We start from the raw sequence: 22,753 nt of genomic DNA on the forward strand, positions 1-22,753 counted from the left end.
CTTTCCTTGGTTAACTTGTTTTAACTACAAAGATAATATTTCAACCTCTATTTATTATGATGCAAATCTAAAGGATTATCGCAGATTAAAATTCGGTTATTCTTTCTCTTATTTTTGTTTTCCTTTGCGACAATCTGCGTTTCAATAAACCACCGCCTACCGAACTTCCCCGTGCGGGATACACCGTACTTTTAATGTTTCCTTTTGTCCTGCTTTCAGCCCTGCATCAAAGAAAATACGAACCGAACCGGGATTGGGTGAATCATAACTCTGTACCGGTGTATTATCGGCTATGGAGAAGGAAGCGGAGGCCGGACTATCGATAATCAGATGTAACTTTTTACCTTCTTTGGTCAACTCTATCGTATGCGGATCCAGCACTTTCGGAGCGGCGGAAGTGACCAGTGTCCAACGGACAGAGGCAGGGTTTGCAGCCGCCTGTACCCGGTCTGTTATTTGTAGATAACTCTCCTTGATAAGAACCACCTCTCTCGTAGCCTTTTTCAAATCGCCTTCAAACAGCGAAGTTAAGTCTACCGTAGCTCCCAACTTGTCATCTTTCGTATAGGTTTTCGTGATAGGGGCAAAACCTTTCACATTGTGTTTCTTACCGTTTACGGTTAGTGTGTTGTGCACAAAATTGTTATAGCGGAAGATATCCCAGCGCTGTCCGTTCTGGTTGCTATCCCACAAACGTACATTCTCTTTCTCCAGCGAATAATATTCCTGCATACCCAAATCCTGTGCCCAGCGTACTCCCAAAGCTTCGAACACAAAAGAGCCTGCATCCATATGTGCATGGCTGGTAGAGGCAGTCCCGCCTTTGATACCCACATAACATCCTTCACCTTCTTTCCAGGAAGTGTGTACCAGTGCTACCGGAGTTTTACCATGTCCTACCCATATTTTTGCAGTCGGGGGAGTAACTTCCTTCATGTCAATAAGAGAACCGTAAATGAGTATAATGGGCAGAAAACGGGTCTCTTCGGCTGTGAAATGAGTATCTGCACGTGATAAGAATATCTTCTCATTCCATAGCAAAGAAGGATCTTTCTGGCGGGCAGCGAACCAGAAGGTAGCCGGTAAAGCCTGGATGGTTTCGCGTGCATCGCTGAAGTTAAAGGCAAGTCCGGTAGTTCCTGCCATATATTCCATATAGCGGGCGGACTCCATGAAGCCTTCCACCTTGCACAATCCGCCATCGGAACCTAAGGCAGATTCCAGTGCAGCAATCAGGAAAACATTAAAGGTGGTTCCGTATCCCCAGTAGTTGTATCCTTCCGGATAGTTGCCGTCCGGCGCATATCCTTTCACCGAAATACCGATGGTAGACATAGCCCGTTCGATGATTTCGATTGCTTCTTCCCGATGATCCTCCATAATAGCGAGTGCTCCGTATACCATACCGGCGTTGCAAACCTGGTTCCAGTTATTCTCTGTCCGTAGGAAAGAGTTGTATTGGCGGTCTTTGGATGGGGCAAAACCTTTATTCAGAATCGATTCTTTAATCAGTTTCTTTGTTTCGGGCTGCAATTTATCATAAAGCCAGTCGTAACCTAAAGAGACAGCCAACGTCATCTCTCCCGTATCCAGAAAGTGAGAGGGATTCCAGTCTTGGAAAGAGCAAACGGCAATCATCTCCTGCTCGGCACGCAACCGGTATTTTTCATCATTCGTCATCCGGTAGACGAACGAAAGGTAGAAAATACGTCTTAGCGCTTCGCGGGATACAGCTAAAAGGCGGCGTTCCTCTTTCTTGTAGACTAATGTGGGGCGGGTGAGTAATTTGTCGGATTCATCCAGCAGGTAATTATACACCCGTTGTAGTTCGACGCTTTCGCTGAGGCTTTTGTGAATACGTTGTTCTTCGCCTTGTTTCAGCAATAAGCGGGGATGCTCTTGCATCTGACTGTAATTGAACGTTTGCGCTTTAAGGTGTGTTGCACTTCCTATGCACAGGCACAGACAAGTGTAAATAAGAACAAGTACTCTGTTATTCATGGCCGGGATAAATTAGTATTAAAACATAAACATGGCAACTCCTACAATACGGTTGTTGCAGACGGAATGGGTATCTTTTATTTTTCCGTTAGAGGCATCCATTGAACCGTACCAGGCAGAACTTAATGTATATTCGAGTCCGAATTTCCAGTGGGCTACATTGTAAGTAAGTTCGGCTCCTGCCATTACTACCTGGTCAACATCGGTTCCTGTACCGTAAAGTTTGGTGACGGCATCACCTGTTCCTAAATTTTTGGTATATCCTAAGAAGATACCCGGTTTCCACTTCTGACCGTACACTACGTTAAGCCATGAGCTGGAATTCAGAATAGAAGCATACTCCTGTTCACCTGTCCATTGATTGGTGGACTTAACACCGTAACCGCCCAACATCGAAGTTTGTGTCAGGTTACTGCCAAGTACACTTTTGGCTGCAATGAACCAGTCTTTATTGGTGTATCTCACATGTGCTTCGTAGGAGAGGGTAGTGAGGCGTTCGTCCACTTTATAAGTTTTGCTGACTTCCGCCTTTGTAACCGGATCAACTATCGTTACCGTTGATTCCGTTCTTGGTTTGAGAGACAGTAACTCAAGACCCACACCTGCCAGCCAGTTTCCTGCCTTATAGTCTATACCGGCATAAATCTCCGGTACGCAACTGTTTTTAATATAATTCTGGCTCTTTACATTATTCGGTCCTACCGACAGATATTGTGACTGCCAGATAGCTGCTGCCGTCAGTTGCATGTTCTTGTTCTTGAATTGATAGCGTATCTGCGGAGCACGGCTGAAGGGCTGAAAAGGGGCTCCTACCGATAAGTTTAATATTTGCGGAGAGACATCACCAAACAGGGGATGCCAGGTCTGTCCCAATAATAGAGCAGATTTCCCCCAGTCCAGATTCAGATAGGCGTGTCTCAGGCGAACAGTGGAATAGCTTGTTCCTGAACCTCTGAAGTCTACTTCTACTTTGGCTGATGTTTTGGCTTTTCCGAGTTTCGGACCGGTCACATCCACTCCAAGCCGGGTGTATAAGGTATAAAAACTTCCATTAGCAGTCGCATTCAGGTCTTTACCATTTGCATCCAGTCTTTCGTCGAGCGGATACATGTAGAATAGCCCGTCTACTGTTTCTTGATTGGCACGGCTATTATAATAAAGGTCTGTACGGATCTGACCATAAAATTTATAACTGAAATCTTTCTTCTGGGCCGATCCGTTTATTGCTGCCAGAAGGCATACTGTAAGTAGTAGATTCTTTTTCATAAGTAAAATGTTTGCGTAAAATGACGTGCAAAGGTAGAAAAAAGTAGTTGGAATTTAGTAGTAAGTAGTTAGAAACTATACAGTATATTCTGTAATAAGTATTGTATTCTAATTAAATGATAGTATCATAGAAACGCAGATTATCGCAAATTTATGGTACACAAAGATAATAACGGATGTATTTTATTTTGCCCTCTCTTGTCATTTTGTCAGTCTTTGTCTGCCAAACCAACATCTTTCCAATATCTTTTCGCTTTGGCACAGTTTTCGCAATTTGTTTTTCGTCCTTCCAAAAGGATAATGAATAATATAATTATGTATAACATATAAAACAAAAAAAGTAACTATGAACATTAAACCATTAGCAGACAGAGTGCTTATACTCCCTGCACCTGCAGAAGAAAAAACAATTGGCGGTATCATTATTCCTGATACAGCAAAAGAAAAACCTTTGAAAGGTGAAGTTGTGGCAGTAGGTCACGGTACAAAGGACGAAGAGATGGTATTAAAGGTAGGTGACACTGTTCTTTATGGTAAGTATGCCGGAACAGAACTTGAAGTGGAAGGTGCAAAATACCTTATCATGCGTCAGAGTGATGTTCTCGCTGTTTTGGGATAATTCATAATTGAAAATTAATAATTTATAATTGATATAGACTTATGGCAAAAGAAATATTATTCAATATCGATGCCCGTGACCAATTGAAAAAAGGTGTCGATGCTTTGGCAAATGCAGTAAAAGTAACACTTGGCCCGAAAGGACGTAACGTAATTATTGAAAAGAAGTTTGGTGCTCCTCACATCACTAAAGATGGTGTAACAGTGGCTAAAGAAATAGAACTGGCAGATGCATACCAGAATACAGGTGCACAGCTGGTTAAGGAAGTTGCTTCTAAAACAGGTGATGATGCCGGTGACGGTACAACAACTGCAACTGTTCTTGCTCAGGCTATCGTAGCCGAAGGCTTGAAGAATGTAACTGCCGGTGCAAGCCCGATGGATATCAAACGTGGTATGGATAAGGCTGTTGCCAAAGTGGTTGAGTCTATTAAGAACCAGGCTGAAAAAGTAGGTGACAACTATGACAAGATTGAACAGGTTGCTACTGTTTCTGCCAACAATGACCCGGTTATCGGTAAATTGATTGCTGATGCCATGCGTAAAGTTTCCAAAGATGGTGTGATCACTATCGAAGAGGCTAAAGGTACCGATACTACTATTGGTGTAGTAGAAGGTATGCAATTCGATCGTGGTTATCTGTCAGCTTACTTTGTGACTAACACAGAGAAAATGGAATGTGAGATGGAGAAACCTTACATCCTTATATATGACAAGAAGATCTCTAACCTGAAAGATTTCTTGCCTATCCTTGAACCGGCTGTACAGACAGGTCGTCCTCTGTTGGTGATTGCAGAAGATGTGGATAGCGAAGCACTGACTACTTTGGTTGTGAACCGTCTGCGTTCTCAGTTGAAGATTTGTGCTGTGAAAGCTCCGGGCTTCGGTGATCGTCGTAAAGAGATGCTGGAAGACATTGCTATCCTGACAGGTGGTGTGGTGATCAGCGAAGAGAAAGGTTTGAAACTGGAACAGGCTACTCTCGAAATGTTGGGTACTGCTGACAAAGTGACTGTTTCTAAAGATAATACAACCATCGTAAACGGTGCTGGCGCAAAAGAAAATATCAAAGAACGTTGCGATCAGATTAAAGCACAGATTGCTGCTACTAAATCAGATTACGACCGCGAGAAACTGCAGGAACGTCTGGCTAAATTGTCAGGTGGTGTGGCTGTTCTTTATGTTGGTGCTGCTTCTGAAGTAGAGATGAAAGAGAAGAAAGACCGTGTAGACGATGCACTTCGTGCAACTCGTGCTGCTATCGAAGAAGGTATCATCCCGGGTGGTGGCGTAGCTTACATCCGTGCTATTGATGTGCTGGAAGGTATGAAAGGTGACAATGCCGATGAAACAACCGGTGTTGAAATCATTAAGCGTGCTATTGAAGAACCGCTTCGTCAGATTGTAGCTAATGCTGGTAAAGAAGGTGCTGTAGTCGTTCAGAAAGTTCGTGAAGGAAAAGGTGACTTCGGTTACAATGCCCGTATGGATGTTTTCGAAAACCTGCATGCTGCCGGTGTAGTAGATCCTGCTAAGGTAGCTCGTGTAGCTTTGGAAAACGCAGCTTCTATCGCTGGTATGTTCCTGACTACTGAATGTGTAATTGTAGAAAAGAAAGAAGATAAACCCGAAATGCCTATGGGCGCTCCCGGAATGGGAGGAATGGGTGGAATGATGTAATATCATCCCATGATTAAAAAGAGAAGCCGCTTCAGATAATCTGGAGCGGCTTTTTAGTCTTATCAAGTAAGCTCTGTTTCTTCCGGAAAGTCATTACAGACTTCCGGAAGAAACAGAATATAAATTTAAGGGATATTGGGATTGGCGTTGGTTTCACTTTCCGGAATCGCATATAGATAGTATGAACTGTTGGGAGTAAATTCTGTTCCATCAGGGAATGCCACTTCGTAGTGGCCGATTGGTTCGTTCTCTTCATACGTGCCATCTTCTTGCCAGCAATCTATCAGGTATTTAGTATCTTCCGGTTTGTCACCGGTGATAATCTTGATACCTTCTATCTGAGCCATTTCTTCTTTAGTCAGCATTTCGCGTTCCAGGGGTTTTTGAGTTCTTAAGATGTCAGTCATGCTGAATCCTTCTCCCCATAGTTCGCGACGGCGTTCTACTAAAATTTCCTCAACGAGGTCTTGTTTGTTTTTTCCTGTTACATCATAATCAGTCAATCCTCTTGCGTTTCGCAATGTGTTGAGCGGAGCCACAGCATCTGTAATGGATGTTGCATTGTCTCTGGCCATAGCTTCGGCTTCAATCAGATACATTTCGGCAGAACGCATGACAACAATGTCACCAGTCTGGTCGGCGCGGATGCGGAATTTACAATATCCCATATATCCTTCTCTCATCCATTTGAATAGTTCTCTACGGATATCATTCTTGGAGAACAGATTATAGAAATGAGGATCTGCCATAAAGCTATTATATGAGTCGGGTTCCTCTACATCTACATAGTAGAAGTTGTAGCTGGGATCGGACTGAGTCGTAGATTGAGGATGTCCCCATATCCATTCTGAATTACTTATATCATTGAAACCTTTATAGGTAGCAGCGTCTTTCATTAATGGATATCCTTCCTGAGCCGCTTTTGCTGCTTTCGCCGCTTCTTCATATTGGCCTGTCAGTAAATAAGCACGTGCCAATAATCCGTTGACTACACTTACATTGGGTTTGTACTTTTCCTGTGCTGTAGATGGAGTAAAACCGTCCAAATCAGTTTTCGCCTGTTCGAGATCCTTAAAGATTTGTGTGTATATCTCTTCTACGGTAGCTCTGCCTTTAGGTTCTGTTTTTGATGTAGTAGGTTCTGTGTACAGCGGAACACAAGGCGCACTTTTATCTTTCAGGTACGTGAACTGATAATGTTGCACAAGATGCAGATAACAGAAAGCACGCAAAGCAAGTGCTTGTCCTTGTGCATACCGGAAGTCTTCATCTTCTGTATCTCCTTTGATGGAGATTACAGAATTGCAGTTGTCTATGGTCTTATAGAATGTAGTCCATGCAAAACTGGCTCTCCCTGCAGTTGGAATAGAAACCTCATTTAATTTGTAAGTCGCACTAAATCCGTATGTGTTGGCAGTACGTAAAACAACATCACTACCCATCATATCATCTGCTAAAGATAAAGCACGATAACCAATGTTTGCATAAGTCGTTCCGTATTCCATTAAGTTATACCATGCACCGATGAATATACGTTCGGCATTTTCGGGAGTAGGAGCCAGACCCGAATCAACGGAATCTGTTGGAGTATGATCAAGGAAATCACCGCTACATCCGGTTACCATCAGTAAACCTGTAGCAAGTATAGCTGTATTCTTTATTAATTTTTTCATATTAAATTGTTGAATGCTGATTAGAATGAAACATTAATACCACCTGTTATCGATCTCATAGCAGGATATCTGTAATAAGTAACTCCTGTTATACCTTGTTCCGGGTCTAATCCCTGATGTCCGCTTAGGGTTAATAAATTATCTCCCTGAACAAAGATCTGAAGGTTACTCAAACTTATTCTTCTTATTAATGACTGAGGAAGCGAATAAGATAACATCACATTCTTTAGACGTAAATATGAGTTGTTGTACAGGAATCGCGTAGATGTACTGGTCCACTGGTTGCTTGTTGTGCTAAGGGCGGGAACATCTGTATATCTGTTTTCAGGAGTCCAGCGATCTAACATTTCTGTTGACCAGGAGCGTCCGGCGGCAGAACCTGAGTGAAGAATCATTATTTTATCACGGTCGTAAACATATCCGCCAATGCTATAAGAGAACATGGCTGATAATTCAATTCCTTTATAGGAGAATGAAGTATTGAAACCACCATATACTTTGGGCAAGGACGATTTGTTGACAAAGTAATAATTAGCTTTGCTATAATCATTGGTAGTAACTTTGATTGTATGGCCGTTTTCGTCTTTCTGATTCATATACCACAATGGTTCTCCATTGTCAGGATTGACTCCTGCCCATTCTTTGAGATAGAAATCATAGACAGAACGTCCTTCCTGCAGTTTTGTAAAACTGCCCTGAGGCATATCTTTCAAAGGCAATTCCGTTACTTTATTCTTGTAATGGGTTAAGTTTAATCCCAAATTCCATTTAAAGTCTTTCACGTCGATGATTGTACCTTTCAGATCAATTTCGAAACCTGTATTTTTCAGTGCTCCCACATTTTCGTCAACGGAGGTGTATCCGAGTGAAGAAGCTAAAGGACGTGAGTATAACAAATCTTTGGATTTACGTTGGAAGAAGTCGAAAGAACCCGATAGACGGTTGTTCCACAAAGAGAAGTCGATACCGACATTGAAATTTAAGTTGGTTTCCCATTTCAGATTAGGAGTAGCCAGACGGTCGGTTACCAATCCGCTTTCGTTGTTGTTCGAAATGATGGTATATAGACCGCTACTTGCATAATACGAACCTAAATTATCGTTTCCTTGTGCACCATAGCTTGCTTTCAACGTCAGTGCAGACAGCCAGTTTTCAGTACCTTGCATAAAGGCTTCACGGTTTATTCTCCAGGAACCACCTACCGACCAGAAGTTACCCCAACGTGTCTCCGGAGCAAAACGTGAAGAACCATCGCGACGGTAAGAGCCACTCAGATAATACCTGTCTTTATAATCATACTGAGCATTCATCAGATATCCTACTAAAGAATAGTCAATACGGTATCCTGAACCTCCTGTCACCTGTGAGCCTACAACCAACTCCGGATAATCAGGAATAGCCATTTTAGAACGTGAGGCTGTTAATTCGTCATAACGATAGGAGTATGCTTCTTGTCCTGCAAGGATGTTGAAGTGATGATCGCCTATTTTCTTGTCGTATGAGATAATATTATTCCAGGTCCATGAAAGTGTACGGTCATTTTCCCTACTGGAGCCACCTCCTGTATTAACTGCAGGACCAATCTTAGGATTTGTGTAGTCCAATGAATTGAAATTGATCAGGTCAAAGTTGAAACTTGTCTTAAACTTTAGTCCTTCAATGAATGTCACTTCTAAGAATGTACGGGCTGAAACTTCATCTCTCATACGTTCTGATTTGTCTAAAGGCAGTGTTGCCGGTAAGTTCCAGTTCGCATTGTTTGCACGGTATGAACCGAAGTCCGGAACCAGTTCGCCATCTTCTGTATCAAAAGAACCGTCTGCTTTCACTTTATAGATAGGGTAGAAGTTGGGCATTGTACGTCCTGCATTGATAACATTACTTGTTTTAGTATCAGATGATGTGGGATAGTTTTGTTTAGAGTGGGCAAAACTGATGTTAGCACCTCCTTTTAACCATTTAGTCATCTCACTGGTGACATTAGTGCGGAGATTAAAACGTTCATAACCTGACTCTAAAGCAATACCCTTATCATTCAGGTAGCCTGCTGAAAAATAATACTGGTTTGTTTTGCTGCCGCCGGAAGCATTTAAACCTATTTCTGTGCGCAGAGCCTGTTGTTCCATAGCATCCTGCCAGTCGAAATCCCATAACGGAGTTGCTCCTGCCAGTAGTTTTCCATCTGTGCCTACCGGCTGCGGATAGTTGGTTCCGTAAGGGTTAGGACCACTGTTCATCAGTCTTTTTACTAAGTTGGCAGAGGCTGCGGCAGCTGCTGCTTCAGGTGTTGGATAGTTCTTTTTGTCTTTGGCATATTGATTGCGCATTGCTTCCCAATACAGCTCAAAATAATCATTTGTACCTACCCTGTCATAGTCTCTGATAGCCCGGTTGGACCCTCCGAATGTAGCTTTAAGGTTTACGCTTGTTTTTGAGTCTGTTTTACCCTGTTTGGTGGTAATAATGATGACACCATTGGCACCACGCGAGCCATACAAAGCTGCAGATGCAGCATCTTTCAATACGGTCATAGATGCAATGTCTTCAGGATTAATGGCATTAATACTACCGTCGTAAGGAACTCCGTCTACTACATATAGCGGAGAACTTGATGCATTGATAGAACCAATACCACGGATACGGATATCGGCATCAGTACCGGGCTGTCCACTGGTTGCACTGGCCTGCAATCCGGCTACTGTACCCTCTAATGCCTTTGATATACTGGATGTTTGTAGTTTAGCGATGTCTTCTCCTTTTACAGTGGCTGCAGCACCTGTAAAACTGTATTTCTTGGCGGTTGCATAGGCTACAACCATTACCTCATCCAGTTCTTTGCTATCACTCTCTAATGCCACATTGATTACTTGTTTGTTGTTGACTGCGATTTCAATTGTTTTCATTCCTACAAAACTAAAAACCAATGTTCCGTTAGAAGGAACCTGAATAGAGTACTTACCGTCAATATCGGTAATAGTTCCGGTGGTGGTACCTTTCAATAAGACAGAAACTCCTGGCATGGGTTCTCCATCTGCTGTTGCAATACCTGTTACGTGTAAATCTCTCAGTGTTTCAGCATGGAGTATTCCTACTGAACAAATGAGCAAGAACGCTGTCAGAAAGCGTAAATAGATTCTCATAATTAGTAATGTTGTTTTAGGATTAATAATAAAAAAGAAATATAAAGTTTAGTATCTGTTTGAAATTTATTTTATTGACCGCAGAGGTAGGGAGTATTTTTATCCTGTAGTATTGTTGATTCTCCTGTTATATTGTTTCTCTGTGTGCAAATCATTTATTTCTAAACAGATTATTAATATTAATTATAGTGAAAGCGGTGCAAAGATATAATATATATAATAATAATTAATAAAGTCTGAAGGTTTTTATTAGCAGGAAGTCTGAATATCTTCTGTTTTTGTATATTTATTGGCGTTTTATTAATGTATTTCAGAGCATGAAGAAATGAAAAAGTTGTTTTTCTTTGATTTTATGCTAGTTTGTGATATTTAAGATAAAAGCAGAATTGTTGGAAGATGTTATTTGAGATTTATTGAATACAGAGTTAGAGCCTGTTTAAATTTTGCTCAGCATTAGCTTCGCTCAAAACATCTTCTATTATTAAATCTAATGTATAGTCTTTTAAGAGGAAAATTTAAACAGGCTCTTAGATTGTTCTATTTTATTGTAGCTATTAATGTTTTGTGTATCAGTAATTCATTCGTTTGTTATTCAGAACGTTTATAAAGCAAACGGGGAGGTTAGACTGCCATTATTTTCAATGTAGCTGAAGATAATAAATGTGATGATCTGATTTTGTATTCATTCAACAAAATCAGGTTACGACCATTGCTTAGTATGTTCAGGAAGAGTTTTGAGACGATTCTTATTCTAATTTTTGATGAAATGACAGATATTTATGGGGGGAGTGGATCAGTAGTTATTTTACTTTTATATGATCGAATCCTTCTCCATAGACTCCGATAACGGCACTTTGTGAGACAAAAGCGTTTGGATCAATGTCCTTGATGATTCGGAATATGATGGTTGATTCTCTCTTTTTGGCCAAAATAAACATCATCTTTTGTTCTTTTCCTGTATAAAAGCCGGTAGCATTGATTATAGTTACCCCACGATGTGGATATTCGTTGATTTGTCTTCCTATCTCTTCGTATTTGGTGGAGATAATAAAGAACTGAACAGATTGTCGTGCACTGTTTACCACCTGATCCAGCACAAAACTGCAAACATAGAGGGTTACATATCCATAAACGACTTTTTCCCAGTCCTTCAGGATAAAGTAGCTGGATGAGATAATGATGAGGTCACAGATGAGCATAACTCTTCCCAATGTGATGTCCCGGTATTTATTGATAACGGCAGCAATAATATCGGTTCCTCCGGTACTTCCGTTAGCAGAAAAGGCAATGCCAATACCACTGCCACAGAAGGAAGCGCCCAGCACGCAAGCCATGAAGGGTTGATCGTGCAACAGAGTTACTCCTGCTGTTACTTTTTGAATGAGCGAAAGGAAAAGGGTGAGTGTCAGTACACCGAATATCGTTTTCAGGCTAAATTTGAATCCCAATACTTTGAGAGACAGCATTAATAAAATTGCATTGATGGCAAAGTATGTATATTGTACCGGAAATCCGGTAGCAAAGTAGACGATGGAGGCGATACCGGGTACTCCTCCGGTAGTGATATCATTGGGAAGTAAAAAAAGGGTCCAGCCGATTCCGTAGAGAATCATTCCTAAAGCTATCATAAGGTAGTCTCTTGCTTCTCTGGTTACAGTCTGTCCTGAGGGTTTTGATAGTATTGTTTTCATTAATATAGCCTTTGTATTTGTCCGTAATTTGTTTTTTATCCGTTTCTTTATTGTATGTGCTATAAGGACACACTGCTATGTGATAACCCTTTATATGAATAATTGACTTTATTGTATTTTAACAGTCTGTACATCCCTACATAATAAGAGTGTACACCTTTGTAATGTAAAGGTGCACACTCTTCCAATTATAACTTTAGGTTTGCTTTTTTATTGTAAACCTGCATATTATTGTTACTGATCTTTTTTCTGAAAGAAGATTCTCTAAAATACTTCTCTTATGTGTTTGTAATTTGAATTGATTGTATTAATTACCTCTTGTGAGCGTCCGTTAATCAATAGTTTGTACATGGATTGTGCAAAACCTACCATTTGTCCTATTTCAATTTTAGGAGGCATAGCCAGCGCATTCGGATCAGTCATGATATTAACCAGAACAGGACCGTCTATTTCGAAGGCATTGTATAGGGTAGTGAGCACCTTGTCAGGATCTGATACATTAAATCCGGTCATTCCCATTGCTTCTGCTACTTGTGCAAAATCCGGATTGAGCATGTTGGTTTGCCAGTCCGGCAATCCGTCTACTTCCATTTCGAGCTTCACCATGCCTAAGGAGTGATTATTGAATACGATGATTTTTATCGGAAGCTTATATTGTACAACGGTTTCCAAGTCGCCGAGTGTCATGGACAATCCTCCGTCACCACAGAGTGCAATAACTTGCTGGTCGGGGCGAGCCAGTGCTGCACCGATGGCTTGTGGCAATGCGTTTGCCATTGAACCGTGATTGAAAGAACCGAGCATATGGCGTCTCTCTGTTGCTTGTAAATAGCGGGCACCCCATACGCAGGTCATTCCCGTATCGACGGTGAAGATGGCATCATCAGAAGCTAACTTGTCTATTTCGGACATGACGTACTCCGGGTGAATCAGATTTTCTTTTCCTCTGTCTTCGGTGTAAGCAATCAGGTCTTTTTTCACACCTTCATAACGTTTCAGTTGCTTTAACAGGAATGAGTCGTCCTTTTTCTGTTGTAACATCGGCAGAAGTGCTTGTAGTGTCGATTTTACGTCTCCGCATAAACCGATGTCTACTTTGGCACGGCGTCCCAACCTTTCAGCTTTTATATCTATCTGAGCTATTTTTATATCATCGGGCAAGAAAGTAGAATAGGGGAAATCTGTTCCTAACATAACTAGTACTTCTGCTTCATGCATGCTGTAGTAACCCGAAGGCATTCCTAAAAGTCCGGTCATACCCACTTCATAAGGATTATCATATTGTACTTCCATTTTTCCTTTAAAGGTATAGGCAACCGGGGCATTGAGCCTTTCGGATAATTGGATAACTTCGTCGTGAGCCCCTCTGCAACCAATACCGCAAAATAATGTGATACGTTTGTAGTGATTCAGCATTGCTGCCAGTTGTATTAAGTCTTCTTCTGCAGGACAAACCGAAGAATCTTTTGGATAAATATGAACGGAAGAATCTACATTAACTGCCGATTTTTTTGCCAGGTCACCTGGGAGCCCTATTACGGAAACTCCTTTGCGGGTAGTTGCGGTTTGTAGAGCGGATTGCAACATACGGGGGAATTGTTGAGGAGTTGTTGCCACTTCATTGTAATAACTGCAATCGCTGAACAATTTGATTGTATTTGTTTCCTGAAAATATTCTGTTCCGAATTCTCCGGTAGGAATAGTGGAGGCAATAGCCAGAACCGGTGCACCTGAGCGTTGAGCATCATAAAGTCCGTTTATCAGATGAACATGTCCGGGACCACTACTTCCAGCACAACATCCTGGTAGTCCGGTTAGTTGTGCTTCTGCACCGGCTGCATAAGCACCTGTTTCTTCGTGGCGGACATGTATCCATTTCATTTCTTCGTTTTGCCTTACGGCTTCATTTACTTCGTTTAAGCTATCGCCTGTGACTGCGTAAATACGCTTAACACCTGCTTCAATCAATGTCTCTACAAGTTGATTTGCTACCTTCTTTGCCATATTTGTTATTCAGTTATAGGTTAATGTAATAATGAAATAACATATTGTAATGGAAAAAGGTTGTACGTTTAACGTATACTAATGACAGTAATGTATTGTACTATAAGATGATATTTGTGTTAAAAATGCCTTGTGTAATGGATTTTTAATACTCTTGCAATAACTATATTTGTGCTGATTTGTTAACTTTAAAGCATAAATGGTAACCGATTGTATTTTAACCTCTAAATAACTGTATTAAATGGATAAAATGGAAATAGGCTTGAATGCCGGGAAAGTTTGGCAGTTGCTTTGCAACAATGAAAAGTGGAGCTATGGTAGCCTTAAAAGGAAATCCGGGCTAAAAGACAAAGAGTTGGGAGCGGCTATTGGCTGGCTGGCCAGAGAAGATAAAATCGAGTTTGAACAGCAGGAAGAAGAACTTTACATTTACCTTTGTGTGAATGTGTATATCGGATAGTTGGACATAAGAGGGTATGTCAAAAGTAGTATTAGCTACCAATAAAACGCAGATTAACGCTAATTTGCGCAAGGATAAAATTGCATCTGCGCCAATTTGCGTTAATCTGTGTTTCTAAAGTCACGCATTGATATTTTTATCAGGCTTTTGACATAGCTTATATCAGCTTGTTTATTGGTCTTTAGTTTTTTTACTGATTTTGTTTTCAATAAGGAAAGCAGTGATAAGTCCTGCTCCTCCGAATAGCAATACGCTGGCACCATAAATGATGCTGGTCATTTGGCGTACATTCCAACTGATATCTTCCATAAATACATAGCGGGGAATAGAGACTGCACAGATAATGAAACCTATTAACAGTCCTAATCCTATACCGAGCATCAGGCATCCTCCTTTTAGTGCACTAAAAGACCGGTTGTGACTGTAGTCTGGCAAAGAAAATTTTCCATTTAAGTCCGTGGTTGTAATTTTGTCACTTAGCTTTTCAATAATCGCCATTCGTTCGCGTCTGCAAACAAAGAGTTCAAACAATTTATAAATTCCCAGTGTGATAATTCCCATAATAAGCGGAACCATAATAAAATCCATCATAATTGTATGTTTTTAAATGAATAATTTCGTTCTTTGTACTGTTTGACGCAGAAGAAAGAAAAAGGTTACAATCAGTAGTAAGTAGACAGTAGCTGGTAGTTGGTAATTAGAATTCTTTTGGAATGGCAAGGCCAATATGCTGCATAGATTCTTACTACTATCTACTTACTACTGTCTACTTACTACTGATTGTAACCTTTTCCTTCCCCCTGCGTCTAATGGATATCATGGTACAGAACGAAGAAGCACAATACATCGCACGAATCCTGAATGGAGAAACAGAATGCTTTTCTGTCTTTCTCGATCGCTACGGTCGTCCTCTTTATTCATTGATTGTGCAGATTGTAGGTTGTTCCGAAGATGCTGAAGAACTGGTGCAAGATGTGTTTCTAAAGGCTTTTAAGAATCTGAGTGGATATAAAGGAGATTGTATTTTCTCTACCTGGCTGTATCGGATAGCTTACAATACAGCTATATCGGCTGTCCGTAAAAAGAAGCATGAATTTCTTTATATAGAGGAGAATGCCATTAATAATGTACCGGATGAAAAAGTGGCAACTTTGTTTGAACCAACAGATGATGAAGAGCGTATTTCCCGTTTGGTACATGCTGTTGATTTGTTGAGTGTAGAGGAAAAAGCGTTAATAACTCTTTTCTATTATGAAGAGAAATCGATAGAAGAGGTTGGAGGAATATTAAAATTAACCGTTGCCAATGTCAAAGTGAGATTACACCGTGTTCGGAAGAAGTTATATTTACTAATGAATGAAGGTTGATTATGGATGTGAATGGAAATAATACTATTAAGAAAGCTTTGGAACGGAGGCAAACGACTGGACTTCCTTCCAATTTTTCCTTCCGTATGATGGAACAAGTACGGGCTGAGGCTCTGAAAATGGAAAGACGAAGAAAACGGATCACTGTTTTTTCTTTGAGTATTGCCGTTACTGTATTGATAGTATTGGTAGTGTATTGTTTGTTTTTCTATTTAGACTTTAGTGTGGTTGATTTTATGCCTCGTTGGAAGCCATCAGGAGCATCCTCCTCACTTTTAGGATTTTACAGCTACATCGCTCTACTATCTTTGGGACTGTTGGGAGCTGATTATTGGATTAGAAAAAAGAAGAAGTCAGCCTATAATAAATAAGTATAAGTAATACATCACAATTAAATGATTATTTAGCGGGTTATTATTGAAACGCAGATTAACGCGGATGAACGCAGATTTTCTGTAAGGGATATTATTTTCAAGCATAACGCAGCAACCTAATTTGCGAAAATCTGCGTTCATTTGCGTTTCAATAAATTCGTATTTATAGAGTATACTAATTTAGAATCAGTACTTATAAAAGAATAATGATTATGAATAAATTTTTTGCAAACTGGGATTTGGATCAACTTTTAGAGAATATCAAAGATATGGGTAAAAGTCTTGGCCGCACTTCAATGCGTCCGGTATTGTCTCTTTACTATGTGCTGAGGAGTCCGGAAACGCCACTGTCGGATAAACTTTTGATTGCTTCTGCTCTTTCTTATTTAGTTTTACCTATTGATTTGATATCTACAAGGCGGTGGCCGGTGATCGGGTGGGTAGATGAAATGGCAGCTGTAATGATAGCATATAAGAAAGTAAAAAGACACATTACCCCTGAAATAGAGTCCAAAGTGGATAATATATTGGAGAAATGGTTTCCGGCTTTAAAATATGAATTAATATCTTAACCTGCCTTGCTTTAACATTGTTAACGGGTTTTTGAACTATTACTTTTTATCTGCATAAGAGTACGTATTTTTCATATCAGAAAGTACGTACTCTTTTTATATAAAAATACGTATTTAATACATAGTTAAGTACGTATTTTGGCTTACCATATTATACAGGCTTGACAGGCTGAACTATTCTTTGTTAAGCCATCGTTTTTCTTTTATCACTCTCCTATGTTATTGCACGATTCTCCGGAATATTTTAATTGTTAAAAATCGATCTGTTTACTACCCTGTTTTCTTATATTCCTGTCTTATTATAAATGCGTTAAAACTTTGAATAAACTATAGTCAATTATGAAAAACCATCACGTGAGCAGAAAATCAAAGGTGTTTTCTGTCTGTTTTTTCTTGGTAATAATAGGTTTGTGGAGTACTAATATTGAAGCACAGGAGCAATATGCCTATAAGTATAATGTTACTTCCAATGGAGAAGATACGCTTTATTACCGATGTTTACAACCGGATAATCTTTGCTCCGGAAAGAAATACCCTTTGGTTTTGTTTTTACATGGTGCGGGAGAACGTGGAAATGACAACGAAACTCAACTAAAACATGGTTCAGGATTATTTCTCAATCCGGTAAATAGAGAAAAGTTTCCGGCTTTTGTAATATTTCCGCAATGTCCTAAAAAAAACTTTGGTCCTTTTATTGCTGAACCCTCTAACTTTGATGGAAGTAGTTTTCCGGAAACATTCGAGATGAGCCCTTTTATTATTCAGGTGAAAAACTTATTGGATGATTATATGAATAAGCCTGAAGTTGATAAAAGCAGGATATACATTATTGGTTTGTCGATGGGAGGAATGGGTGTCTACGATATGGTATGCCGTTTTCCGGATCTTTTTGCAGCGGCTGTTTCTATTTGCGGATCTGTGAATGTACAGCGGTTACCAAAAGCAAAGGAAGTCTGTTTTCGGATATTTCACGGAGAAAAGGATACGGCTGTGCCTGTAGAGTGTTCCAGGCAAGCTTATGAAGTATTAAAAAGATGCGGTGCTAAAGTCGAATATATTGAATTCTATGGATGTGATCATCTTTCCTGGAATCCGGCTTTTAATTTTCCTGATTTTATGGATTGGCTATTTGAGCAGCAGAAGTAAATTATGAGTTTTTGTGAATAGTACAAATGTTTTTATTTATCTTTGAAGTACAACAATCAAATCTTTTACTTAATTTGGCTAAAATGATGAGCCGATCTGGGAATTAACTATGGCTATTACACTAAAAGATGCCGTTATTATCACTGATAATAATGTCATAGAGCATTTGAAAAAGGGAAATGAGTGTGCTTTCCGTTTTATTTTCGATAAATATTATGATTACCTGTGCTTGATTGCGGATAGTTATCTGAGGGATAGTTTTATATCGGAAACGATAGTAGGAGAAATCATTTATAATTTGTGGGAAATAAAAGAGAGTGTGGATATTAAATATTCACTGCGGTCGTATCTGGTGCGAAGCGTGAAAAACCGCTGTATCAACTATCTTCAGCAGGAATATGTGCAACGGGAGGTCAGTATTAATCAATATGAAGATAAAGCGGCTATCGAAGAGCTGTTTTTTATCGAAAGCAAACATCCGTTGGAGAGTTTGCTTGAACAGGAACTGGAAAATAAAATAAATGAGGTGATAAATAGCTTGTCCCCCGAGTGTCGGCAGGTATTCCGGATGAGCCGTTTTGATAATATGAAGTATGAGGAGATAGCAAGTATGTTGAATATCTCTGTTAATACAGTAAAGTATCATATGAAAAATGCGTTGATGAAGTTAAGGGCAGAATTAAAGGATTATGTGATATCAATTCTTGTGTTATTAACGATCATTTAATAATTTTGAAACAAAATAGGATTATCAGACTACACAAAAAACACGAGATACTTGTCTTAGTTATAGATTATGGAGAAACATATAACAAATATAGATAGCTTAATACTCTCTTTTCTGGAGAGGACCATTTCTTCCGAAGAATTACAGGCTTTGAGGAAATGGGTAAAGGAGTCTGCCGAAAATGAAACCTATTTCCGGCAGTTTGAAGAGTCATGGTTAGTTTCTGCCGGTTCTGCAGAGAAATCCCGTTTTCATAAAGAACAGGCTTACCAAAACTTCGTGGCCCGCATTAATAGTACTGACAAGAAAATAAAGAACAGGACTTTTCCTCTTCGTAAGGTGTTTTACTATGCAGCCTGCGTGCTCTTTATTTTCATGGCAGGAATTGGAACGCAATACTTATTTGAACGCTTTCAGGATAAAGAGCTTCTGACTTATTCTTTGGAAGCTCCCCGAAAAGCAAAGGTGAAGATGAGTTTGCCGGACGGAAGTTTGGTATGGTTGAATGCGGCATCTACTTTGTGTTATAACAACGAGTTTGGAGTAAGTAACCGTGATTTGACTTTGCAAGGCGAGGGATATTTTGAAATCAGTAAGAATCCTGAATTACCTTTGATTGTAACTTCGGGCAATGTAAAGGTGCGAGTGCTGGGTACTAAATTTAATGTACAGAACTATCAGGATGATGATGAGATTCGCGTGGCACTTCTGGAGGGTTCTATTGATTTTTCCGATAGTAGATATGATAAGTCTATTGTGATGAAACCCAACCAGCTGATAACTTGCAATAAAAGAACCGGAGTGCTGACTTTGAAGGATATCAATGCAGAATATGCTAATTCATGGATTTATGATGATGTTTTCTTTAATGAAGAGAAGTTGGGTACTATTGCTAAAGTTTTAGAGAGAGCTTTTGATGTTACTATTCATTTTGAAAATGATGATTTGAAGAACTTGATATTCTATGGAGACATCACGATAGAAGCTGATAATATAGTACAGATTATGGACATTATGGCAGCTACGAATAAGTTCAATTATCGTTATGATATGGATAAAAAGGAGATTCGTATTTATCATTAGTATTTCTTTCTTTTTCTGATTCTGTTCACCACAGAGTCGCACAGAGTTACACAGAGTTTTAAATCTCTGATGAAACGCGGATGAACGCAGATTAAAAGACTGTAGTTCTTTATCATCTATTTGTTTTTCTTTGCGAAAATCTGCGTTCATCCTGCGTTTCAATAAACCATCGCCTGTCGCACCTTCCCGTGCGGGAAGCACAAAATACAATTCACATGAAAGAGCAGCGCAAATGTTTCGTTTTTTACTGCATTGTTTTTGTATTCATAATTCAGCCTTTATCTCTTGTTGCTAAAGATTATCTGACGCTGGGTAGTGAACAACAAGGGTGGAGAGTACTCATTCATCCCGAAAGTGGAGTTATTCATCAATATCAGCAGCAAATAGGGAATGTATGGGAAATAATTCCTTTCAGAGAGGATACGTTGGCCGGTCCGGCCTGGAAAGGCATACGGCTGTCTCCATCCTCTGGTCAGCCCGGCACTTTTGAAGCAGAAACAGGAGCTATTCATTATGCACTCCGCTATCGTCCTGCAGCAGATCATTTGATTGTAGAGTGTATACTCTCCAATCGGGGAAAAGAAATCTTTGAACCGGAATATTCCCGTCTTTTTATTGGAATAGACTCAGAGATGAAAACATTTCCGGAGTGGGACACTAAGTTCTTTCCTACTTTACTACGGTGTGAGAAAGATTTTACCTGGGGATATTTCATGTCTCCGAGGCAGGTTATTATGGGAATTGGTATAGAAGAGCCAGTTGCTTCCTATGCATTGAATTATGTATATGAAGGTTTGTTGGAGTGGAAATGGGGACATCAGATAAAAACTGCAAGTCTGGACTTGCTGCATTGTTTGCCTTTACCGGAACGACATCCGCAGAACAAAATCTTGCTGAAACCTGGCGAGACTAAAAAATGGATACTCCATTTGGGAGGTATCGGTCAGCTGTCCGAAGTGAAAGAAACCTTGTCTCAATGGATACAAGCCCCGATGATTGAGTGTGACAAATACACGATCAGCGGAAAAGAGAAGAGTCGTCTGTATATTCACAGCCGGTATCCTTTGAAAAGTCTTATTGTAAAAGCTCCGGATGCTGCATTAACCGAATTATCCGTTGATAAGGTTTCTGAATACTTATATACAGCCAGTTTCGTACCTTCTGCTCAAAAAGGAGTTTATCAGATCAAGGCCACAACCACAAACAGGAAAACTGCAGAAGCGAGTATTTATGTACGCAACCCCTGGTCATGGTACATGAAAAATGCCCGTGACTTTGTTGCGCAGAATCCGCCTTTGTTCTCCAATGGTTGCGAAGCTTTCTATGGCTACTATACTGCTTTTCTTGCCGCCCGGCATTTTCCGGATACTTCTAAAGATAAGGGACTTGAAGAACGGTTCAATCGTACACTTCCGTTTTTTATAGATACTCTGACCTGGATTCCGAAGAAAGAAGCAGCACCGGACCGGGTGCAAAACTTCTCTTCGCTGATTGGTATGCTTGTTGATTTATGGGAGGCAACAGGAGAGATTAGTTATCTGGAGAAAGCGGCTCATATTGGTGATTATCTTTGTTCGGAGAAGGTTCAGTCCGCGGATGGTGCCTATCGTTCTAAAGGAACACATTATACAGCTGTAATTTATCCTGCAAAATCCATGCTCGAGTTGGTTACAGCCGAAAAGAACTTTATGGGGCTTCCCCAATGGAAAGAACGCTACGAAAGGCATCAAAAGTCGGCTTACAGAGCAATCGACGATCTGTTGTTGCGTCTGGACGATATTCAGACAGAAGGAGATATGACTTTTGAAGATGGGATGATAACTTGTAGTGCTTTACAATTGGCTTTGCGCGGTTTATCTGAAGAGGATTCTGGCAAACGTCAGCAGTATACGTCGGCAGCAGTTTATTTGATGGACAAACACCAGTGTCTGGAGCAGTTACTCATTCCTGATTGCCGCATGCGGGGTGGGACGCTTCGTTATTGGGAAGCGCTCGATGTCTATTTCGTTCCCAATCAGATTATGAATTCTCCCCATGGCTGGACGGCCTGGAAAATTTATGCCTCTTATTACCTTTATTTATTGACAGGGAAAGTACATTATCTTACTGATTTTATGGATACGTTAGGAGCATGTGCTCAGATTATGGACTTGAATGGACATTTACGCTGGGGATTTGTTCCCGAGCCTTATATAAAAGGGATGGTTTGTGTGGAACGGAGTGACAAACGGCATGACTGGCATCCGGTAGATTCTATTGTTGGAGAGCAATATCTGGATATGATCAGTCCCTGGTTACGCCCCGATGACGAGAACTCTGTTTGTGCTTTTGGCGAACGGGGTGGTTCGGGAGATAATACAGTACAGGAAATTTTTAAAGTAATGGAGGAGTGTACTCTGACTTCTGCCTATGTAGTAATAGATGAAACGGGTAGGATACAAAGTTGGAATTGTTCGGCGGGGTATGAAAACGGAGTTCTTCGTATTGTTCCCGATGAAGATTTGATTAACGCTATTCATCTTAATTCATTCCGTAAGATAGAGGTGGAAACCAGTCTGGCAGGAAAACGCATCCGTAAAAGTTGTTTGCCCGGCATGAGATGGGTAAGAGATGAGCTTTAATTCAATATTTGTTCTCTTAGAGATACTTTTCTTTTATTCCTGAACCTCCTTTTTCTTATCGGTGAGGAACGATGTACGAGATGTACATGTCATACAGTACGAGATGTACATGTGGAGCAGTACGACATGTGCATCTCGTACTGCTTTACATGTACATGTTTTACATCGTTCCTCACTGGCCTTCGATCGGTTTCGTTAGGACTTCCGGTGGGTTTTATTCTATTGAAATATATTTTAAAAAAAGTCGGTTTTCAGACTACACAATTTCTTCCCGTACCTGTCTCTTATATAAACCGGAATACTTCGATCTATGTATACTATGTTTTGAGA

17 protein-coding genes are annotated in these 22,753 nt (G+C 40.2%); 10 read left to right on the forward strand and 7 right to left on the reverse strand.

The genetic code is table 11. The features are described from left to right. Window positions 1-156: 156 nt before the first annotated feature. Together HCG69_RS15355 and HCG69_RS15360 are read right to left on the reverse strand one after the other, a co-directional pair. A complete protein-coding gene (locus HCG69_RS15355) occupies window positions 157-2,001 on the reverse strand; it encodes a heparinase II/III family protein (RefSeq protein ID WP_221650772.1) in 1,845 nt (614 codons plus the stop codon). An 18-nt stretch (window positions 2,002-2,019) separates the two neighbouring features. Further along, window positions 2,020-3,267, reverse strand: coding sequence for a hypothetical protein (locus HCG69_RS15360; RefSeq protein WP_221650773.1), 1,248 nt, complete (start codon window positions 3,265-3,267; stop codon window positions 2,020-2,022). Between the two features lie 346 nt (window positions 3,268-3,613). Between HCG69_RS15360 and HCG69_RS15365 the strand changes: the two genes are divergently transcribed. Next, window positions 3,614-3,886: a co-chaperone GroES gene (locus HCG69_RS15365; protein WP_002560908.1), complete on the forward strand. Its 273-nt coding sequence runs from the start codon at window positions 3,614-3,616 to the stop codon at window positions 3,884-3,886. A 41-nt stretch (window positions 3,887-3,927) separates the two neighbouring features. Further along, window positions 3,928-5,565 carry a chaperonin GroEL gene (groL, locus tag HCG69_RS15370; protein WP_221650774.1) on the forward strand — a complete coding sequence of 546 codons (1,638 nt, stop codon included), beginning with the start codon at window positions 3,928-3,930 and terminating at the stop codon, window positions 5,563-5,565. Window positions 5,566-5,690: 125 nt separating this feature from the next. Here the strand turns inward: groL and HCG69_RS15375 are convergent, their stop codons facing one another. The 4 genes from HCG69_RS15375 to HCG69_RS15390 all read right to left on the reverse strand — a co-directional run bounded on the left by HCG69_RS15375 (window position 5,691) and on the right by HCG69_RS15390 (window position 14,073). Further along, on the reverse strand, window positions 5,691-7,238 hold the full coding sequence (locus HCG69_RS15375; RefSeq protein WP_221650775.1) for a RagB/SusD family nutrient uptake outer membrane protein: 1,548 nt from the start codon (window positions 7,236-7,238) through the stop codon (window positions 5,691-5,693). Window positions 7,239-7,258: 20 nt separating this feature from the next. Then, entirely contained in the window at window positions 7,259-10,378 is a 3,120-nt protein-coding gene (locus HCG69_RS15380; RefSeq protein WP_221650776.1) for a TonB-dependent receptor, read from the reverse strand. Window positions 10,379-11,178: 800 nt separating this feature from the next. Further along, window positions 11,179-12,069 (reverse strand): YitT family protein, encoded by an 891-nt coding sequence (locus HCG69_RS15385; RefSeq protein WP_221650777.1) that lies wholly within the window; start codon window positions 12,067-12,069, stop codon window positions 11,179-11,181. A 264-nt stretch (window positions 12,070-12,333) separates the two neighbouring features. Continuing rightward, window positions 12,334-14,073 carry a thiamine pyrophosphate-dependent enzyme gene (locus HCG69_RS15390; protein ID WP_221650778.1) on the reverse strand — a complete coding sequence of 580 codons (1,740 nt, stop codon included), beginning with the start codon at window positions 14,071-14,073 and terminating at the stop codon, window positions 12,334-12,336. A 241-nt stretch (window positions 14,074-14,314) separates the two neighbouring features. On the opposite strand from HCG69_RS15390, the gene HCG69_RS15395 reads away from it, so the two are divergent. After that, entirely contained in the window at window positions 14,315-14,533 is a 219-nt protein-coding gene (locus HCG69_RS15395) for a winged helix-turn-helix domain-containing protein (RefSeq protein WP_122200800.1), read from the forward strand. A 171-nt stretch (window positions 14,534-14,704) separates the two neighbouring features. On the opposite strand, the gene HCG69_RS15400 is transcribed toward HCG69_RS15395, so the two are convergent. Continuing rightward, window positions 14,705-15,121 carry a DUF6249 domain-containing protein gene (locus HCG69_RS15400; protein WP_221650813.1) on the reverse strand — a complete coding sequence of 139 codons (417 nt, stop codon included), beginning with the start codon at window positions 15,119-15,121 and terminating at the stop codon, window positions 14,705-14,707. Window positions 15,122-15,351: 230 nt separating this feature from the next. Between HCG69_RS15400 and HCG69_RS15405 the strand changes: the two genes are divergently transcribed. The 7 genes from HCG69_RS15405 to HCG69_RS15435 all read left to right on the forward strand — a co-directional run bounded on the left by HCG69_RS15405 (window position 15,352) and on the right by HCG69_RS15435 (window position 22,423). Then, on the forward strand, window positions 15,352-15,900 hold the full coding sequence (locus tag HCG69_RS15405; protein ID WP_221650814.1) for an RNA polymerase sigma factor: 549 nt from the start codon (window positions 15,352-15,354) through the stop codon (window positions 15,898-15,900). A 2-nt stretch (window positions 15,901-15,902) separates the two neighbouring features. After that, window positions 15,903-16,271: a hypothetical protein gene (locus tag HCG69_RS15410; RefSeq protein ID WP_221650779.1), complete on the forward strand. Its 369-nt coding sequence runs from the start codon at window positions 15,903-15,905 to the stop codon at window positions 16,269-16,271. Between the two features lie 215 nt (window positions 16,272-16,486). Continuing rightward, complete coding sequence (locus tag HCG69_RS15415) at window positions 16,487-16,846, forward strand: YkvA family protein (protein WP_370634155.1); 360 nt, start codon at window positions 16,487-16,489, stop codon at window positions 16,844-16,846. A gap of 339 nt (window positions 16,847-17,185) precedes the next feature. After that, the gene (locus tag HCG69_RS15420) at window positions 17,186-17,992 is read left to right on the forward strand and encodes a prolyl oligopeptidase family serine peptidase (protein WP_255586119.1); all 807 of its coding nucleotides are present in this window, start codon (window positions 17,186-17,188) and stop codon (window positions 17,990-17,992) included. A 109-nt stretch (window positions 17,993-18,101) separates the two neighbouring features. Next, entirely contained in the window at window positions 18,102-18,719 is a 618-nt protein-coding gene (locus tag HCG69_RS15425) for an RNA polymerase sigma-70 factor (protein ID WP_122200797.1), read from the forward strand. Window positions 18,720-18,788: 69 nt separating this feature from the next. After that, the gene (locus HCG69_RS15430) at window positions 18,789-19,802 is read left to right on the forward strand and encodes a FecR family protein (protein ID WP_196039732.1); all 1,014 of its coding nucleotides are present in this window, start codon (window positions 18,789-18,791) and stop codon (window positions 19,800-19,802) included. Between the two features lie 215 nt (window positions 19,803-20,017). Continuing rightward, the gene (locus HCG69_RS15435) at window positions 20,018-22,423 is read left to right on the forward strand and encodes a hypothetical protein (protein WP_221650781.1); all 2,406 of its coding nucleotides are present in this window, start codon (window positions 20,018-20,020) and stop codon (window positions 22,421-22,423) included. The last annotated feature ends 330 nt before the right edge of the window (window positions 22,424-22,753 follow it).

The organism is Bacteroides sp. K03 (genome assembly GCF_019734355.1).
Lineage (GTDB): Bacteria > Bacteroidota > Bacteroidia > Bacteroidales > Bacteroidaceae > Bacteroides > Bacteroides nordii.

Bases quoted from the DNA above. Each gene is read 5' to 3' on its own strand.
- HCG69_RS15405 (WP_221650814.1), top strand. From the start codon at position 15,352: ATGGTACAGAACGAAGAAGCACAATACATCGCACGAATCCTGAATGGA.
- HCG69_RS15360 (WP_221650773.1), bottom strand. From the start codon at position 3,267: ATGAAAAAGAATCTACTACTTACAGTATGCCTTCTGGCAGCAATAAAC.
- HCG69_RS15385 (WP_221650777.1), bottom strand. From the start codon at position 12,069: ATGAAAACAATACTATCAAAACCCTCAGGACAGACTGTAACCAGAGAA.
- HCG69_RS15425 (WP_122200797.1), top strand. From the start codon at position 18,102: ATGGCTATTACACTAAAAGATGCCGTTATTATCACTGATAATAATGTC.
- HCG69_RS15380 (WP_221650776.1), bottom strand. From the start codon at position 10,378: ATGAGAATCTATTTACGCTTTCTGACAGCGTTCTTGCTCATTTGTTCA.
- HCG69_RS15435 (WP_221650781.1), top strand. From the start codon at position 20,018: ATGAAAGAGCAGCGCAAATGTTTCGTTTTTTACTGCATTGTTTTTGTA.
- HCG69_RS15400 (WP_221650813.1), bottom strand. From the start codon at position 15,121: ATGGATTTTATTATGGTTCCGCTTATTATGGGAATTATCACACTGGGA.
- HCG69_RS15395 (WP_122200800.1), top strand. From the start codon at position 14,315: ATGGATAAAATGGAAATAGGCTTGAATGCCGGGAAAGTTTGGCAGTTG.
- HCG69_RS15375 (WP_221650775.1), bottom strand. From the start codon at position 7,238: ATGAAAAAATTAATAAAGAATACAGCTATACTTGCTACAGGTTTACTG.
- HCG69_RS15415 (WP_370634155.1), top strand. From the start codon at position 16,487: ATGAATAAATTTTTTGCAAACTGGGATTTGGATCAACTTTTAGAGAAT.
- groL (WP_221650774.1), top strand. From the start codon at position 3,928: ATGGCAAAAGAAATATTATTCAATATCGATGCCCGTGACCAATTGAAA.
- HCG69_RS15420 (WP_255586119.1), top strand. From the start codon at position 17,186: ATGAAAAACCATCACGTGAGCAGAAAATCAAAGGTGTTTTCTGTCTGT.
- HCG69_RS15430 (WP_196039732.1), top strand. From the start codon at position 18,789: ATGGAGAAACATATAACAAATATAGATAGCTTAATACTCTCTTTTCTG.
- HCG69_RS15355 (WP_221650772.1), bottom strand. From the start codon at position 2,001: ATGAATAACAGAGTACTTGTTCTTATTTACACTTGTCTGTGCCTGTGC.
- HCG69_RS15410 (WP_221650779.1), top strand. From the start codon at position 15,903: ATGGATGTGAATGGAAATAATACTATTAAGAAAGCTTTGGAACGGAGG.
- HCG69_RS15390 (WP_221650778.1), bottom strand. From the start codon at position 14,073: ATGGCAAAGAAGGTAGCAAATCAACTTGTAGAGACATTGATTGAAGCA.
- HCG69_RS15365 (WP_002560908.1), top strand. From the start codon at position 3,614: ATGAACATTAAACCATTAGCAGACAGAGTGCTTATACTCCCTGCACCT.